Raw genomic sequence first — 16,627 nt, forward strand, 5'->3', positions numbered from 1 at the left:
GTCGTCCTGTGACTACGGAAGAGATCAATTCCCTAACAAGCGTGTGGCAGGCACGCGGTCTCAAAGCGGTCTTCGTGGCCATGGCGTGCGCGTTCGGCGCGTGGGCCCTGCTCCTGCCCGTCGTTCCCACTGCCGTCCTTGACGCTGGCGGGGGCGAGACACTCGCCGGCACCACGACCGGTGTGTTCATGCTCTTTACCGTCACCACACAGGTGTTTACTCCGCGGCTGCTGCGAAAGTTCGGCTACACCACCGTGATGTCGGTCTCCGCGTTCCTCCTGGGCTTCCCCGCGGTGGGGTACCTCCTCGGGATGGGGGCGCCCGAGGTGCTCACCATTTCCGCGATCCGCGGCGTGGGCTTCGGCGCGCTGACGGTAGCTGAGGCGGCGATCGTCGCGGAGCTGGTACCCATCCGCCTGCTGGGCCGCGCGACCGGCGTGGTGGGCATCATGATTGGCCTGGCACAGATGATCGCGCTGCCCACTGGCATGGCCCTGGTCCAGCGCATCGGGTACGACGCTGTCTACTTGATTGCAGGCGGCGTCGGCCTGCTCGCGCTCGTGGCCTGCCAAGGCATCCCGCCCATCCCGCCGCCGGAGAAGGAAACGTCGGAGACGGACCACATTTACGTGCCGATCTGGCGGTTGGTGCTCGTCCCTGCGCTCGCGCTCATGTTCGTCACCACCGCATACGGTGCGATTACGAACTTCCTGCCGGCGTCGATGCGCGAGCTCGACCCCGTCGCCGGCGCAACCCTGGGCGGGCTCATGCTCGGGTTCATGAACTTCGCCTCCATGCTCTCGCGCTACTACGCGGGCCGCGTCATGGACCGCGTGGGGTATCCGGGTACCGTGATGATTCGTTTCCAAATCACCGCCGCCCTCGGCGTCTTCCTCATCGCCGTGATCCTGGTGTTCCAGCTGTCTGTGTGGTGGATGGTGCTCGCGGCGCTGCTGTACGGACTCGGCTTCGGCGCCGTGCAGAACGAGGCGCTGACCATGATGTTCTACCGGCTGCCCCGGTCCAAGACCTCGGAAGCCGCGGCGATTTGGAACGTGGCCTACGACGGTGGCACCGGGCTCGGCTCAACCTTCTACGGCATGCTGCTGACCACGATGGCGTTTTCACCCATGTTTGGCATTTCCGCGGCCGTCATCATGATCGGCCTGGTGGTGACGTTGCTGGACCGCCAGCTGGGCCGCCACCGCGTGGTTGAGGTGAACAACCTCGCCGCCCGGCTCCAGTCGGTGCAGGCACCGCGCCGCCACCGCCGCCGCGACCGGTAAGATGAGCCACCATGAACGCCACCCCTGAGCGCCCGGACCACGCGACAACGCCGAGCAGTGCCCCCAGCGTCGCCCTGCTTGATTACGGGGCGGGCAATATCCGCTCCGCGCAGCGCGCCCTCGAGCATGTCGGCGCGCAGGTGACCGTCACACAAGACCCGCACGTGGCGGTGGAGGCTGACGGCCTGCTTGTTCCTGGGGTGGGAGCGTTCGACGCGTGCATGCGCGGCATCAACCGGGTCAACGGTGGCCGCGTCATTGGCCAGCGCCTCGCCGGTTCGCGCCCGGTGTTGGGGATCTGCGTCGGCCTGCAGGTGCTGTTTGACCGCGGCGTGGAGCACGGCGTGGACACCAAGGGGCTCGGCGAGTGGCCCGGGGTGGTGGAGAAGCTCGAGGCTTCGGTGCTGCCGCATATGGGCTGGAACACCGTCGAGATCGCGGACAACAGTGAGATGTTCGCCGGTCTGGACCCGCAGACGCGCTTTTACTTCGTGCACTCCTACGGGGTGCGCGACTTCGCGCTATCCGCCGACGACTACATCGCGTACCCCAAGGTCACCTGGGCAACGCACGGCGACTGCCGGTTCGTCGCTGCGGTGGAGAACGGCCCTCTGTGGGCCACGCAGTTCCACCCGGAGAAGTCCGGAGACGCGGGCCTGGTGCTGCTGGAGAACTGGGTGAACACGCTGCGCTAAACGCGCTGCGGCGCTGCTACCATGAGTGCATGGATTTCACACTGCTGCCCGCCGTAGATGTTGTTGATGGCCAGGCCGTCCGCCTCGAGCAGGGCGAGGCCGGGACGGAGAAGAGCTACGGCGACCCGTTGGAGGCTGCCCTTCGCTGGCAGGAGCAGGGGGCGCAGTGGCTCCACTTCGTCGACCTGGACGCTGCCTTTGGGCGGGGGTCGAATCACGAGATGATGGCGGACATCGTCGGCAAGCTTGATGTGCAGGTGGAGCTGACCGGGGGGATTCGGGACGACGCTTCGCTTGAGCGCGCCCTGGCCACCGGTGCGCGTCGCGTGAACATCGGTACCGCAGCGCTGGAGAACCCGCAGTGGGCGGCCGATGTCATCGCGCGTTTTGGTGACAAGATCGCGGTGGATCTGGCGGTGCGCGAGGAAGCCGGCGAGTGGCGCACGAAGGGCAACGGCTGGACCTCGGACGGGGGCGATCTCTGGGAGGTCCTGGAGTACTTCGATGCGGCGGGGTGCGCGCGCGTTGTGCTTACCGACGTCAGCAAGGACGGCACCCTGACCGGTCCGAACATCGAACTGCTGCGGGAGGTCTCGGCGGCGAGCGACGCTGCGGTGACCGCCTCCGGTGGGATCGCCACACTCGACCACGTGCGGGAGCTGGCCAGCTACGCGGAGGAAGGCATCGACTCGGCCATCATTGGCAAGGCGCTCTACGAGCAGAAGTTCACGCTGACCGAAGCGCTCGACGCGGTGGCACACGCCACGCCCGCGGCCCAGGACTAATTGCGAGACGAAGGAGAAGGGGCACCGCACGTGAGCGAGTTGCACCAGCCCGATTCCAACACCGATGCGGCGGGGACAGGCGTCGACCTTCCCGGGTGCATGGACGCCGCGCGCGACGTGGTAGCGCAAGCTCGCGAGCTCTTCACCGCGCACCTCGGCGCGGCGCCGGCGTTGGATAAGGGGAAGGGGGACTTCGCCACCGAAGCGGACCTGGCCATCGAGGCGCTCCTGCGCCGCCGCCTCGAGTCCGAGACCGGCGTGCCCGTCTTCGGGGAGGAGCAGGGCGGGGAGCTCAACGAGCACGCGTGCTGGGTCGTGGACCCCATCGACGGCACGTCGAACTACTCGTCCGGCAACCCCAACTGCGCGATTCTGGTCTCGCTGGTGGTGCGCGGCGAGCCGGTCCTCGCGCTGACGGACATCCCGCTGATGGACATGCAGCTGAGCGCCGTCGCGGGCGGCCCGGTCATGCTCAACGGGGATGCGTTGCCACCGGTGAACAGCCGGACGGCGTCCGCGTGGCAGGTTGGCGTGGGCTCCGTCGGCTCGGACGACCGGCAGCGGTTCCCTGCCCGGATGCGCCTGGGACTTGTCGGGGCGCTCGCGGAGACGGAGCTGCGCCCCCGCATTTCCGGCTCCGTGGGGGTGGACCTGGCGTTCGTGGCGCAGGGCATCTACCAGGCGGCCGTGAGCTTCTCGCCGCACATCTGGGACAACGCGGCGGGCGTGTGCCTAGCGCGCTGCGCCGGGGCGCGCGTGACCGACGCCGTAGGCAAGCCCTGGCACATGCACTCCGTCGGTGCCCTGCTCGGCACCCCAGAGGCGCACGCTCGGACCCTGAGTACGATGAAGTCCATTGTGTAGATAGCCCTGTAGCCCTGTAGCCCTGCCCGAAAGGACGTGCCCTCCCATGCCCGTTGCAATTCGTGTGATCCCGTGCCTCGACGTGGACGAGGGTCGGGTGGTCAAGGGGGTCAACTTTGCCAACCTCCGCGACGCCGGCGATCCGGTCGAACTGGCCAAGAAGTACGGGGAGGCAGGCGCCGACGAGCTGACGTTCCTCGACGTCTCCGCGTCGAAGGAGGGCCGCGGCACCATGTTGGATGTCGTGCGCCGCACCGCGGAGCAGGTGTTCATTCCCCTCACCGTCGGCGGGGGAGTGCGCTCTGCTGACGACGTCCGCGAGCTCCTCCGCGCGGGAGCGGACAAGGTGAGCGTGAATACCGCAGCCATCGCGAACCCGTCGCTGCTGCGTGAACTCAGCGAGGAGTTCGGCGCCCAGTGCATCGTGCTGTCCGTCGATGCGCGGCGCGTCCCCGAGGGCGGCGCGGAACAGCCGTCCGGGTTCGAGGTCACCACCCATGGCGGCACGCGCTCAGCAGGTATCGACGCCGTGGAGTGGGCCCGCACCGGCCAGGACCTGGGCGTGGGTGAAATCCTCTTGAACTCCATGGACGGTGACGGCACGAAGGAGGGGTTCGACCTGGACCTGCTGCGCGCGGTGCGAGAGTCCGTGACGATCCCGGTGATCGCCTCCGGCGGCGCCGGTAAAGCGGAGCACTTCCCGCCCGCGGTCGATGCAGGTGCCGACGCGGTGCTTGCCGCATCGATCTTCCACTTTGGCGAGGTCTCCATCGCCGCGGTGAAGGACGCGCTGCGGGATGCCGGCAAGGAGGTCCGGTAAGTGGACACCCAGCACAGCGATAATCCCGCCGACTATGCGCTCGATCCGGAGATCGCGCAGCGCTTGAAGCGCAACGACGCGGGACTCGTTCCGGCAGTGGTGCAGGCGGCGGACACCCGCGAGGTGCTTATGATGGCGTGGATGGATGACCACGCGCTGGCCTACACGCTGGCCACGCGGCGCGGGACCTACTACTCGCGCTCCCGCCAAGACTACTGGATTAAGGGACTGACCAGCGGGAACGTGCAGCGCGTGACGGGGGTGCGTCTGGACTGCGACGGCGACACCCTCCTTGTCACGGTGGAACAGACCGGTGGGGCCTGCCACACGGGCGATCGCACTTGCTTTGACGCGGACCAGCTACTCTGACGCGCACGACTACTAAGGAGCACAACATGAGCCAACCGTCGAAGGGCTGGTCCCGCGCGGGCGCGATCGCGCTCGGCGTGGGCGGTGCCGCGCTGTGGGCCTTCGCACGCATGGACTGGATCCAGGTGGACTACCAGGACGACCTCTCCGGCGGAGGCAGCGTGGCCATCCGCGGGGCGGAGTGGTCCACGGAGACGACGGCGGTCGCGTTGCTGCTCATCGTCGGCATGATCGCAGGCGTTGCCCTGCGGCGCTGGGGTCGGCGCGCGGTGGGCATCGTTGGCGCGCTCGCGGGCGTCGGCGGCGCGATTTCGCCGGCGACGACGCTGCTCGGCACGATCGACCCCGAGCGGGTGCACACGCTGCTCAGCGTGGGGTCCGACACCGCGCAGACCGCGCAACAATCCCAGTCATCAGGAGCTGTGATTGCGGAATGGGCCGACATTACTGCCACGACGGTGGCACCGCTCGGGCCGATCGGCGCGCTGCTCGGTTGCCTCGTTGCGGTGGTCGGCGGCGTGCTGCTGGCGGCCAAGCCGGGACAGGATTCTGCGAAGCTGAACAAGTACGAGCAGGAGACGGTGCGCCGCGAGAAGATCCATGAGGACCTCGAGGCACGCCCGGACTCGGGTCGCGTCCTGTGGGACGCGCTGGACGCAGACATCGATCCGACCGAACAGTTAGGCCAGCCGGAGCGCCCGGAGCGCCCGGAGCGCCCGGAGCGATCAGTGCGCCGACGGGACCAGTAACCAGGGGAGATTTCGTGCGCAGCGGCCAATCCGTCTATTCTATGGACAAGAGTCAAGACTCCTGGAGGTAGTCATGTTGGCACCGCACACGGCTGACGCGCCCGACAAGGTCAACACCGTTGTCGCCAGTGTCCTGCGCGACGTTGCCAAGCGCGAATCTGTCGTTTCCTTCCAGGACATCAAGGCCCGCTCCCGCGCTATGGCGCCAACTCGGGACGCCAAAGCCGCGTTGCTGCGCCACGGGTGCGGGGTGGTTGCGGAGATTAAGCGCAACTCTCCGGTGTTCGGACCGACCGCCGCCACCTACCAGTCCATCGAGGAGGTGGCGCACGCCATCGAGCAGGGCGGGGCGCACCTCATCGCGTGTCAGACGGAGCGCCTGCGTTTCGACGGTTCCCTGGCGGACATGGCGGCCGCCAGGGAAGCGGTGGAGCTGCCCATGGTGTGCAGGGACGTGATCGTTGACCCCTACCAGATCCACGAGGCGCGCTGCTACGGCGCGGACGTGCTTCCCCTCCAGGTGGAGATCCTGGAGCAGGCGAGGCTCACCGCGCTGCTGGATCGCGCGGAGTCGCTCGGCATGGTGGTCATGGCGGAGGTGCGCACCCCAGAGGAGGCGGACCGCGCGCTTCAGGCCGGGGCGAGCGTCATCGCGGTGAACTCGTGGTCGTTTGAGACGAACTCGCTCAACCGCGACGCGTTTGCGGAAATCGCGCCGGGTCTGCCCAGCGAGGTGATCAAGATCAGCCTTGGCGGCGTCGCGACCGCGAAGGACTTGATGGCGGCTGCCGCGTGCGGGGCGGACGCGGTGCTGGCCGCCGAGGCGATCATGAACGGGGGAGACATCTTGGCGGCAACCAGGAAGCTTGCGGCAGCTGGGCAGCACCCGGCCTGCCCGTCGCGGAGGTAGCGTCGATAAGCACGAGGCCCTGTTCGAGATTCGGGGCACGCTCAGGCACACTATGTGTCGTGGAAACCTTTTACTTGGCAAATATTCCGTCGCCGCCGCAAGGCGTGTGGCACCTCGGGCCGGTGCCGATCCGCGCCTACGCCCTGTGCATCATCACCGGCATCCTCGCGGCAATGTGGCTCGGCGTGCGGCGCTACAAGGCGCGCGGCGGCGACCCGGACGTGGTGTGGGACGCGGCCATCGTGGCGATCCCGGCGGGTATCGTCGGCGGCCGTCTCTACCACGTCATTACGGACCATGAGAAATACTTCGGCCCCGGCAAGGACCCTCTGCAGGCGCTCAACATTACCGCCGGTGGCCTGGGTATTTGGGGCGCGGTCGCGCTCGGCACGCTCGCGGTGTGGGCCCTCATGCGATACCGCAAGGTGCCGTTTGCGCCGCTTGCCGACGCCCTCGCGCCCGGTGTTGTGCTCGCACAGGGCATCGGACGACTGGGGAACTGGTTCAACCAGGAGCTCTACGGCGCGGAAACGGATGTGCCGTGGGCGCTGGACATCTACTACCGGGTCGACGAGTCCGGGAAGTTCGCGCCACTGACCGGGCATTCGACCGGAGAGGTCTTGACCAGTGTGCACCCGACGTTCCTTTACGAGCTGGTCTGGAACCTGCTCGTCTGCGCGCTGCTGCTGTGGGCGGACCGCCGGTTCCGCCTCGGGCACGGCCGCGTGTTCTGGCTCTACGTGGCGGGGTACACGTTCGGTCGCTTCTTTGTAGAGCTCATGCGAAGCGACGAGGCGACGATGATTTTCGGGCAGAGAGTCAACACCTGGGTTTCTGCAATTGTGTTCTTGATCGCGGTTATCCTGTTCCTGCGCTTGCCCAAGGGACGTGAAACCGCAGCTAAGGTGCAGTCGAATAGGGGATCTGGCCCGGTCGACGGGGAAGCGCAGGAGGATACGGCGGAATGTCCGATTGTGCCCGAACGGTCATCGGAAGACGAAAAGGAGTACCGTTGGAAACCGGAAGCAGGGCCCGGCAATCGCCCCGGTCATGAAGGCTGAGGCGGAGTCGTCGCCCTGAAGAGTTCGTCAACATCCAGATAGGTTGGAGATCGTGGATAGAAGAACAAAGATCGTTTGTACGCTGGGTCCGGCTGTGGCTTCCAAGGAGGGCATCCTCGGGCTGGTCAAGGACGGCATGGACGTCGCCCGCCTGAACTTCTCGCACGGTGATTACCCTGATCACCAGAAGAACTACGACTGGGTCCGCGAGGCGACCGATGAGACCGGTCACGCCGTCGGCATCCTGGCTGACCTGCAGGGCCCGAAGATCCGCCTGGGCCGCTTCAAGGACGAAAAGACCTTCTGGGAGACCGGCGAGACCGTCCGCATCACTATTGATGATGTGCAGGGTACGCACGACCGCGTCTCCACCACCTACAAGGGCCTGGCCAACGACGCGCAGCCGGGCGACCGCCTGCTTGTGGACGATGGCAAGGTCGGCCTGGTGTGCGTCGAGGTCGACGGCAACGACGTCGTGTGCCGCGTGACCGAGGGCGGCCCGGTGTCCAACAACAAGGGTGTGTCGCTGCCCGGCATGAACATCTCTGTGCCGGCCCTGAGCGAGAAGGACAAGGCCGACCTGCGTTTCGCCCTGAACATGGGCGTGGACATGATCGCCCTGTCCTTCGTCCGCTCCCCGGCGGACGTCGACCTGGTCCACGAGATCATGGACGAGGTTGGCCGCCGCGTCCCGGTGATCGCGAAGCTGGAGAAGCCGGAAGCGGTTGACGCCATCGAGTCGATCATCCTCGCATTCGACGCCGTCATGGTTGCCCGTGGCGACCTCGGCGTGGAGATCCCGCTCGAGGAGGTCCCGGCCGTGCAGAAGCGCGTCGTCCAGATCGCCCGCGAGAACGCGAAGCCGGTCATCGTGGCAACCCAGATGTTGGACTCCATGATTGAGAACTCCCGCCCGACCCGTGCAGAGGCTTCCGACGTTGCAAACGCTGTGCTGGACGGCGCGGATGCGGTCATGCTCTCCGGTGAGACCTCCGTCGGCGTCGACCCGCACAACGTGGTCCGCACCATGAGCCGCATCGTCCGCTCCGCAGAGGGCACCGGCGAGGTGCCGAAGCTCCAGCACGTCCCGCGCACCAAGCGCGGCGTGGTGGCGTACTCGGCCAAGGACATCGCTCAGAACCTGCACGCCCGCGCGATTGTCACCTTCACCACCTCCGGTGACACCGCACGCCGCGTGGCCCGCCTGCGCCCGGACCTGCCCATTCTGGTGTTCACGCCGCACCCGCAGGTGCGCTCGCAGCTCGCCGTGTCCTGGGGCGCGGAGACCTTCCTCTGCCGCGATGTCCACTCCACGGACGAGATGATCGAGGTCGTCGACGAAATCCTGCTGGGCATGGGCCGCTACGACGAAGGCGACACCATGGTGGTTGTCGCTGGTACCCCGCCGGGAATCTCCGGCAACACCAACACCATCCACGTCCACCAGCTGGGCGAGGATACCCGCAGCCCGCGCTAAGACTTCCGCGCGAACTGCTGCCGCATCGCCCCCGGCTGACGCACTGAAACATGTGCTCAGCCGGGGGCGATGTCGCGTTTCCAGGGACGGACGTATGGTGGCAGCATGTCTAGTATCTCTGTCCGCGACGCCCACCTGCACAACCTCAACAATGTCGACGTCGACATGCCCCGGGGAAAGCTCGTGGCCGTCACGGGCGTGTCCGGGTCGGGCAAGTCCTCGCTCGCATTCGGCACTATCCACGGCGAGGGCCAGCGCCGCTACCTCGAGTCAGTCGCACCCTTCGCGCGCCGCCTCATCGGCTCCGCCGTGGACCCCCAAGTGAGCCAGGTCGAGGGCCTGCCGCCCACCGTCGCACTGCAGCAGTCCACCACCTCCGGCGGCACGCGCTCGACCGTGGGCACGATCTCCGCGCTGTCCAACAGCATCCGCCTCCTGTACTCCCGCGCGGGCGACAACCCGCACGGCCTGTACTCCGACTCTTTCTCCCCGAATACGCCGGAGGGCATGTGCCCCACCTGTCACGGCACGGGCGTGGTCCACGAGCCGACGGAGGCAACGATGGTCCCCGACCCGTCGCTGTCCATTGAGGACGGCGCGATCAAGGCGTGGCCCGGCGCGTGGGCGGGCAAGAACTTCCACGACATCCTCCAGGCACTCGGCTACGACCTGGACTCACCGTGGGAGGACCTGCCACAGGAGGACCGCGAGTGGATCCTGTTTACCGACGAGCGCCCGGTAGTCACCGTCAAGCCCCTGCGCGGGAAGGACCAGATCCAGCGCAATTACGAGGGCACCTGGCGCTCGGTGGCGAGCTACCTGCGCAAGACGCTCGCGGAGACGCAGTCCGACTCGCTGCGCAAGCGCACCCTGTCCTTCATGGAGTCGCGGACTTGCGAAACCTGCAACGGCCGCCGACTGAACCAGCGCGCCCTCGAGGTCACCTACGCAGGGTTGCCTATCGACGAGCTCGGCGCCCTCCCGCTCGACGTCGCCCACGAGCTGTTGGCTCAGCAGCATCCGGAGGACCCCAGCTCCGCCGAGGCGCTCCTGCTCAAGCAGATTCTGCCTTCACTGACCTCCGCCCTGGAGCTCGGGCTGGGTCACCTTAGCTTGGACCGACCGGCGCAAACGCTTTCCGGCGGCGAGCTGCAGCGTATCCGCCTGGCGGCACAGCTGCGCTCCGGCCTGTTCGGCGTGGCGTACGTGCTCGACGAGCCGTCCGCCGGCCTCCACCCGGCCGAGCGGGGAGCGGTGCTGGACATCTGCCGTCGCTTCATCGACGCCGGCAACTCCGTCCTCCTCGTCGAGCACGACATGGATTTAGTCGCGCAGGCCGATTGGCTTGTAGACGTCGGCCCGCTCGCCGGACAGCGCGGCGGCGACGTGGTCTACTCTGGCCCGGTTGCGGACTACGACGCTGACACCCCCACCGCCCGCGCCCTGCGCAATAGGACACTTGAGTTGAAGGCGGAGCCGACCGAGCCTGCCGGCGACCTCGTGCTCTCCGGTGTTCGCGCCCGCAGCATCGACGCGTTGGACTTCACTTTGCACCTTGGCCAGTTCACCGCGGTGGCTGGCGTCTCCGGATCCGGAAAATCCACGCTGATCAGCACCGTGCTCGCGGGGCTGCTGCGCCGCAACGCGACAATGGTGACCGACGAGGACAGCCCTGCCGAGGAGCGCGGGTGGTCCGTCGACAATGCGGATGGCCTCGAGCGCGTGAGCCGCGTCGTGCAGATTACGCAGAAGCCGATCGGACGCACGCCGCGCTCCACGCTGGCCACCTACACCGGCCTCTTCGACAACGTGCGCAAGCTCTACGCCTCCACCGACGAGGCGAAGCGCCGCAAGTGGACCGTCTCCCGATTCTCCTACAACGTGAAGCAAGGCCAGTGCCCGACCTGCGGCGGCGCGGGCAAGATCGAGGTGGAGCTCGTGTTCCTGCCGGGTTCGTACACTACCTGCCCGGACTGCGGCGGTGCCCGCTACAACGACGAGACGCTCGAGGTCCAGTGGGAGGGCCGCACAATCGCAGAGGTGCTGGAGCTGACTGTCGACGACGCCGCCACGGTCTTCGCCGACGAGCCGAAGATCCTGCGCGCGGTGGAAACGCTCCAGGCCGTCGGCCTTGGATACTTGCGGCTGGGGCAGGGCGCGCCGGAGCTCTCCGGCGGCGAGGCCCAGCGCATTAAGCTCGCCACCGAGCTGCAGCGCTCCCGCATCTCGCGCCGCGGCCACACGGTTTACATCCTGGACGAGCCGACTACCGGCCTGCACCCGGCCGACATCGCACTGCTCAACGCGGAGCTGCACAAGCTGGTTGACGCCGGGCAGACCGTCGTGGTGGTCGAGCACGATCTGTCGATGATGGCCCAGGCGGACCGCATCGTGGAGATGGGGCCGGGCGCAGGTGCCGAGGGCGGCCAAATCGTTGCGGATGCAACGCCCGCTCAGCTCGCAGGCCTGGATACGCCTACCGGTGAAGCACTGCGGTCGCGGGCGTAAAGCCGGACCACCACCACTCCCGCCATTGCTCAGTCGCCGCGTGCGCGGGCGGGATGATCGTGCCCTGCGCTGTCCGGATCTCGCTCACCGGGCTAATCCCGTGGAGTGAATTGAGGTACCACAGCGGGCGGTCGCGGCACGACTCTACGGTGAGCGCCTCCCTCCGCACGGGAACGTCCAACCAGCGGGCGCGCTCCGTCACCTGCCGCAGCGTGATGCTGGGGAGGTAGCCACCCTCTGGGGTGACAAGCGTTTCACCGTCCCACGCGACGAGCGCGCCGTTTGACGCTTCAACCATCGCGCCGGAGCTGTCGGTGATGGCGATGTCATCGGTTTGTGTATCCATGTACTCGCGCCGGTGCAAGCGAAGTGGGATGAAGTCGGGGCCCTTCACCAGTGGGTGCTTCCGCGGGTCCGGCGCGGCTGCGTAGGTGAGACTCGTGGTGTCGCGCGGCAGCGGCGCGAACCGGAGCTGCAAAATGAGTTCACCCTTGTACAAGGCGATGCGGGGGAACAGCTCGCCCTCGGAGGCCATGGCGACCATCTCCTCCACGAACCCTTCCGGGAGCGGTCCCGCGGTCTCCTCGAATCGGCTGAGGTGGAGGTCAAGGCGGTTCGCACGGCCACGAGAATGGCGCCACGAATCAGCGACGGTGTACCTGTCCACGTAGGAGCCGGGTTGCCAGCGGCGAGGACGGAAACCGTCCTCCCAGACGTACTCCGTTAACGGGAACTCCGCGAACTTTTCGGGCACTGCAACGCCTCCACTACTGCATCGGCCTTCAACTGCTTTTCATCCCACTCTGCCACGGGATCAGAATCCCAGACGATTGCCCCTCCGGCGCCCACAGTGAGCTGCTCGCCACGCTTGACCGCGGTGCGGATCACAATGTTCAGATCCGCTGTCCCGTCGAACGCAAAGTACCCGATCGTGCCGGAATAGATGCCGCGTTCGCCGGCTTCCAAGTTGTCGATGATCTCTAGGGTGCGCTCCTTCGGCGCGCCCGTCATCGATCCCCCGGGGAAGGTGGCCCGCAATAGCTCCGCCGCGGTGACTCCGGGACGCAGCCGCCCCGTCACCGTAGAGACCAACTGGTGGACCGTCGCGTACGTCTCCACGGCCATCAGACTGGGTACCTCGACCGACCCGGGCTCGCACACCCGTGACAGGTCGTTGCGCAGCAGGTCCACGATCATGAGGTTTTCCGCCCGCGTCTTCACGTCCTGCCGCAGGATCGCCGGGTCTTCCTCGCGTGCGATCGTGCCCTTGATCGGCTTGGAGGACACGATGCCCCCGCGGACGCGGAGGAACCGCTCGGGCGAGGAACAGAGGACCTCCTCCGTGCCCGTGTCCAGGTACGCAGCGTACGGCGCGGGGTTGGCGCGACGCAGCCGGCAGTACGCATCGAGACCGCTCCCGGTGATTGTGGTTTCCCACGTGTCGGTGAGGCAGACCTCGTAGGAATCGCCGCGTGCGAGCGCCTCCTTGATGTCCGCGATGCGCCCGAGGTACGTGTCTTTGTCCATCTGCCACGCCCCGGTCCCAAGTTCGATCGGTCCCGCCTCGTGCGGTCGCGGGGTGGGGGTCGCCTGGGTGGTGCGGACGGCGTGGATAAGCTGCTGCATCAAGCGTTCGGTCTCGGGTGTCTCGTGCTCGTCGACGAGCACGCAGCACTCCACCACGGCGCCATCGTGGTGGTAGACCACAAACGCGTGCGGGCGCAGCCACCAGCCCGCGCCGGGTGTGCGCGCGTAGGCGCAGTAGCCCACGAGCCCGCCAGGGATCGGCCCGACTGCCCCGCGTTGCAGCTGGGCAGAAAGCTTATCGACGCTCCCCGCACCGCCAAACACCGCAGCGAGACTCCCGGCGGAAGTGCCCATGATGGTGGTGCCGTCGCCGGTAGCGGAGTCGAGCCAAAACACCTCCGTCGCAGGCAGGGTGGAGCGCAGCGCGCGGAAGAGCGCCTCGGTGTCGAGCGCGCCCTCGAGCCGTGTGCGCGCCACGCGCCACGGACCGGGCAGGCCGAGGAAGTTACGCATGAGCGCCTCGCCGTGCTCGGTGAGGATCGACTCGGGGTGGAATTGCACACCCCAGTGGTTCAGGCCCGCGACCTTGAGCGCTTGGACCGTGCCGTCCTCGGCGCGGGCGTGGACTTCCAAACGCGGGTTGCTGGCTGCGGGATCAACGACGCACAGCGAGTGGTAGCGCACCACGTGCATGCCCTGCGGGAGCCCCGCGAAAATACCCTCGCCGGAATGGGTGAGGGTGGACAGCATGCCGTGCTGCGGTGCGGCGCGGTGGATCGGCGCACCGGCGAGGAGCCCGAGTCCCTGGTGTCCGAGGCACACCCCGAGCAGCGGAAGTTTGGCCTCCGCTGCGGCCTCGATGGCGCGCCGGGAGGCCCCGAAATCCTCGTCGCTCTCCGGGGTGCCGGGGCCGGGGGAGATGATGATATGGGAGAACTCCCCGGCGCGGATGCGCGCGGGGAGTTCCGGTGCCTCTGGGGCGTCGCAGCGGACCACCAGGGGTTCGCTGCCGGTCACCTTCGCCACGAGGTGGGCGAGGTTGTAGGTGTAGGAATCGCGGTTGTCCAGCAGCAAGATCATGGTGCGGATGATCTTACCGCTGGGGTGTGCGCCTCCTAGTTTGCGGTGGACGCGTTGTGCTCCGCGTTGACCGGGCGCGGCTCGATCTTCCAGACTTCCTCCGCGTAGTCGCGGATGGTGCGGTCGGAGGAGAAGCGGCCGGACGCGCAGATGTTGATCCAGCACATCTTCGCCCAGTGATCCGGGTCTGCGTAGTACTCGGCGGCCATGCGGTCGCGGGTGTCGCGGTAGTCCGCGAAGTCGCCGAGCGTGTAGTAGACGTCCGGGTCGTCGAAGCCGAAGCCGTCGAGCAGGGAGGTGCGAATGTCGTGGAAGGCTCCGCTGCCGTTGTCGTCCAGGGTGCCGTCGACAAGCGCATCGAGCACGCGCATCAACCCCGGGGTGTCGGCAGCGACCTGCTTCGGGTCGTAGTTGCGCTTCAGCTCGGGAAGCTGCTCCTCGCGGGCGCCGAAGATGTAGGCGTTCTCCTCGCCCACTGCCTCGGCAATCTCCACGTTGGCGCCGTCCATGGTGCCCAGGGTCAGCGCGCCATTCATCATGAACTTCATGTTCGAGGTGCCCGAGGCCTCCTTGCCGGCCGTGGAAATCTGCTCGGACACGTCGGTCGCCGGGATGATGTGCTCGGCGGGGGAGACGTTGTAGTTCTCCACGAACACGACCGTGATGTACTTCGAGGCCTCCGGGTCATTGTTCACCAGCTCGGCAATGGTGTTGATGAGCTTGATAATGCCCTTGGCCATGGTGTAGCCCGGAGCTGCCTTGGCGCCGAAGACGAAGGTGCGCTTCGGGATGTCACGCTCGCCGTCCTGCGTGATGCGGAAGTACAGGTCCAGGATGTACAGCGCGTTCATCAGCTGGCGCTTGTACTCGTGGAGGCGCTTGATCTGGGTATCAAAGACGGAGTCCGGGTCGATCTCGGCGCCTTGGCGCTCCGCGATCCACTCGGCGAAGTCGCGCTTGTTGTCGACCTTGATCTCGCGCAGCTCCTTGAGCACGGCCGGGTCGTCGGCGTAGCGGCTCAGTTCCTGCAGCTTGGACAGGTCGGTCACCCAGGCGTCGCTGCCTGCAAGGCGGTCCAGCAGCGCGGACAGGCGCGGGTTGCACATGCGCAGCCAGCGGCGCGGGGTCACACCGTTGGTCTTGTTGTTGAACCGCTCCGGGTTCATGCCGTACCAGTAGGCGAGCGTGTCACGCTTGAGAATCTCGGTGTGCAGCGCGGCCACGCCGTTGACGGAATACGACGCGTAGCAGGCGATCCACGCCATGTGGATGGAACCGTCGTGCACGGGGGAGTAGTGGTGCGCTTCCTCCGGGCCGATGCCGCGCTGTTCCATGTCGATGCGGTAGCGACGGTCAATCTCCTGCACGATTTCCCAGATGCGCCAGAACAGCTGCTTGAAGATGGACTCTTCCCAGGTCTCCAGCGCTTCCTGCAGCACGGTGTGGTTGGTGTAGGCGAAGGTGTTGGAGGTGACCTCCCACGCGTCCTCCCAGCCCATGCCGTGCTCGTCCATAAGCAGGCGCATCAGCTCGGGGATGCCCAGGACCGGGTGGGTGTCATTGAGCTGGATGGAGTTGTACTTGTGGAACTCGCTGAGGTCCTCGCCGTGGTGCTCGACGTAGTTGTCTACCAGCTCCTGCAGGGACGCGGAGACGAAGAAGTACTGCTGACGCACGCGCAGCACCTTGCCCGCGTAGCTGGAGTCGTTGGGGTAGAGCACGCGGGTGATGTCGTGGACCGCTTCGCGCTCCATGATCGCGTCGGTGAAACGCTGGTGGTTGAAGGCGTCGTAGTCGAACTCGTGCATCGGCGACGCGTCCCACAGACGCAGGGTGCCCACGTTGTCGGTGCCGTATCCGGTGATCGGCATGTCGAACGGGATGGCGCGCACGTGCATGTCATCAAACTTGATGATGCGCTGCTCCGAGCCGCGTCGCACGATGAACGGGTAGAAGGACTCCTTCCAAGCGTCCGGGTGCTCCTTCTGGAACCCGTCGACGAACTCCTGGCGGAACAGACCGTAGCGGTAGAGCAGGCCGTAGCCGGTCAGCGGGTAGTCCTGGGTGACTGCAGAGTCGAGGAAGCAGGCGGCGAGGCGGCCAAGGCCGCCGTTGCCCAGTGCCGCGTCGTGCTCAGCCTCGAGCACGTCCGACAGCTCGTGGCCGTTCTCACGCGCCACGCGCTGTGCCTCGTCGACCAGACCCAGGTTGGTCAGGTTGTTGAGCAGTGCGCGGCCCTGCAGGAACTCGGCGGAAAAGTATGCGGCCTGGCGGCCTGCGGCGTACTTGGAACGGGTGGCATTCCAGTTGTCCGCCAGCTGCTCCATCACGGCGGAGGACAAGCCGGTCCAGAACTTCTTGTTCGTGGCGTTTTCCGGCGTGCTACCGGAAAACGCGCGGACGTGGCCGCCGAGCGCGGCCTCGAGCGACGGGGCGTGTGCGGGGTTGTTCATGCTCTGCCTTCCAGGAATTTTGCAAAATGAGTTTACGTTGCCC

The 16,627-nt window shown here is 66.8% G+C and carries 14 protein-coding genes; 11 read left to right on the forward strand and 3 right to left on the reverse strand.

Annotated elements, in window-relative coordinates; all coding sequences use genetic code 11:
* The first annotated feature begins 8 nt into the window (after positions 1-8).
* The 11 genes from OVO38_RS05010 (at position 9) to OVO38_RS05060 (ending at position 11,524) form a co-directional block, all read left to right on the forward strand.
* Positions 9-1,286 carry an MFS transporter gene (locus tag OVO38_RS05010; protein ID WP_267207902.1) on the forward strand — a complete coding sequence of 426 codons (1,278 nt, stop codon included), beginning with the start codon at positions 9-11 and terminating at the stop codon, positions 1,284-1,286.
* 11 nt (positions 1,287-1,297) lie between these two features.
* Positions 1,298-1,981: an imidazole glycerol phosphate synthase subunit HisH gene (hisH, locus tag OVO38_RS05015; protein WP_267207903.1), complete on the forward strand. Its 684-nt coding sequence runs from the start codon at positions 1,298-1,300 to the stop codon at positions 1,979-1,981.
* Positions 1,982-2,010: 29 nt separating this feature from the next.
* Positions 2,011-2,766, forward strand: coding sequence for a bifunctional 1-(5-phosphoribosyl)-5-((5-phosphoribosylamino)methylideneamino)imidazole-4-carboxamide isomerase/phosphoribosylanthranilate isomerase PriA (priA, locus tag OVO38_RS05020; protein WP_095277556.1), 756 nt, complete (start codon positions 2,011-2,013; stop codon positions 2,764-2,766).
* A gap of 30 nt (positions 2,767-2,796) precedes the next feature.
* Positions 2,797-3,630, forward strand: coding sequence for an inositol monophosphatase family protein (locus tag OVO38_RS05025; RefSeq protein WP_323746823.1), 834 nt, complete (start codon positions 2,797-2,799; stop codon positions 3,628-3,630).
* Positions 3,631-3,676: 46 nt separating this feature from the next.
* Positions 3,677-4,450 (forward strand): imidazole glycerol phosphate synthase subunit HisF, encoded by a 774-nt coding sequence (hisF, locus tag OVO38_RS05030; protein ID WP_095534841.1) that lies wholly within the window; start codon positions 3,677-3,679, stop codon positions 4,448-4,450.
* Entirely contained in the window at positions 4,451-4,819 is a 369-nt protein-coding gene (gene hisI / locus OVO38_RS05035) for a phosphoribosyl-AMP cyclohydrolase (protein WP_095277551.1), read from the forward strand.
* 26 nt (positions 4,820-4,845) lie between these two features.
* Positions 4,846-5,568, forward strand: a complete 723-nt coding sequence (locus OVO38_RS05040; RefSeq protein ID WP_267207904.1) for a TIGR02234 family membrane protein — start codon at positions 4,846-4,848, stop codon at positions 5,566-5,568.
* Between the two features lie 73 nt (positions 5,569-5,641).
* Positions 5,642-6,478 carry an indole-3-glycerol phosphate synthase TrpC gene (locus OVO38_RS05045; RefSeq protein ID WP_095536792.1) on the forward strand — a complete coding sequence of 279 codons (837 nt, stop codon included), beginning with the start codon at positions 5,642-5,644 and terminating at the stop codon, positions 6,476-6,478.
* A 59-nt stretch (positions 6,479-6,537) separates the two neighbouring features.
* Positions 6,538-7,539, forward strand: coding sequence for a prolipoprotein diacylglyceryl transferase (gene lgt / locus OVO38_RS05050; protein WP_267207905.1), 1,002 nt, complete (start codon positions 6,538-6,540; stop codon positions 7,537-7,539).
* 52 nt (positions 7,540-7,591) lie between these two features.
* Positions 7,592-9,016 (forward strand): pyruvate kinase, encoded by a 1,425-nt coding sequence (gene pyk / locus OVO38_RS05055; protein WP_267207906.1) that lies wholly within the window; start codon positions 7,592-7,594, stop codon positions 9,014-9,016.
* A gap of 105 nt (positions 9,017-9,121) precedes the next feature.
* A complete protein-coding gene (locus OVO38_RS05060; RefSeq protein ID WP_267207907.1) occupies positions 9,122-11,524 on the forward strand; it encodes an excinuclease ABC subunit UvrA in 2,403 nt (800 codons plus the stop codon).
* Here the strand turns inward: OVO38_RS05060 and OVO38_RS05065 are convergent.
* Genes OVO38_RS05065 through OVO38_RS05075 form a run of 3 tightly spaced genes read right to left on the reverse strand, consistent with a single transcriptional unit; the run spans position 11,493 to position 16,584 of the window.
* Positions 11,493-12,278 carry an aminotransferase class IV gene (locus tag OVO38_RS05065; RefSeq protein WP_267207908.1) on the reverse strand — a complete coding sequence of 262 codons (786 nt, stop codon included), beginning with the start codon at positions 12,276-12,278 and terminating at the stop codon, positions 11,493-11,495. The genes OVO38_RS05060 and OVO38_RS05065 overlap by 32 nt on opposite strands.
* Positions 12,248-14,131, reverse strand: a complete 1,884-nt coding sequence (gene pabB, locus OVO38_RS05070; protein WP_267207909.1) for an aminodeoxychorismate synthase component I — start codon at positions 14,129-14,131, stop codon at positions 12,248-12,250. The genes OVO38_RS05065 and pabB overlap by 31 nt, the downstream gene beginning before the upstream one ends.
* Before the next feature lie 35 nt (positions 14,132-14,166).
* Positions 14,167-16,584, reverse strand: coding sequence for a glycogen/starch/alpha-glucan phosphorylase (locus OVO38_RS05075; protein ID WP_267207910.1), 2,418 nt, complete (start codon positions 16,582-16,584; stop codon positions 14,167-14,169).
* Positions 16,585-16,627 lie beyond the last annotated feature (43 nt).

This window comes from Corynebacterium sp. Marseille-P8863 (assembly GCF_946902955.1).
Lineage (GTDB): Bacteria > Actinomycetota > Actinomycetes > Mycobacteriales > Mycobacteriaceae > Corynebacterium > Corynebacterium gottingense.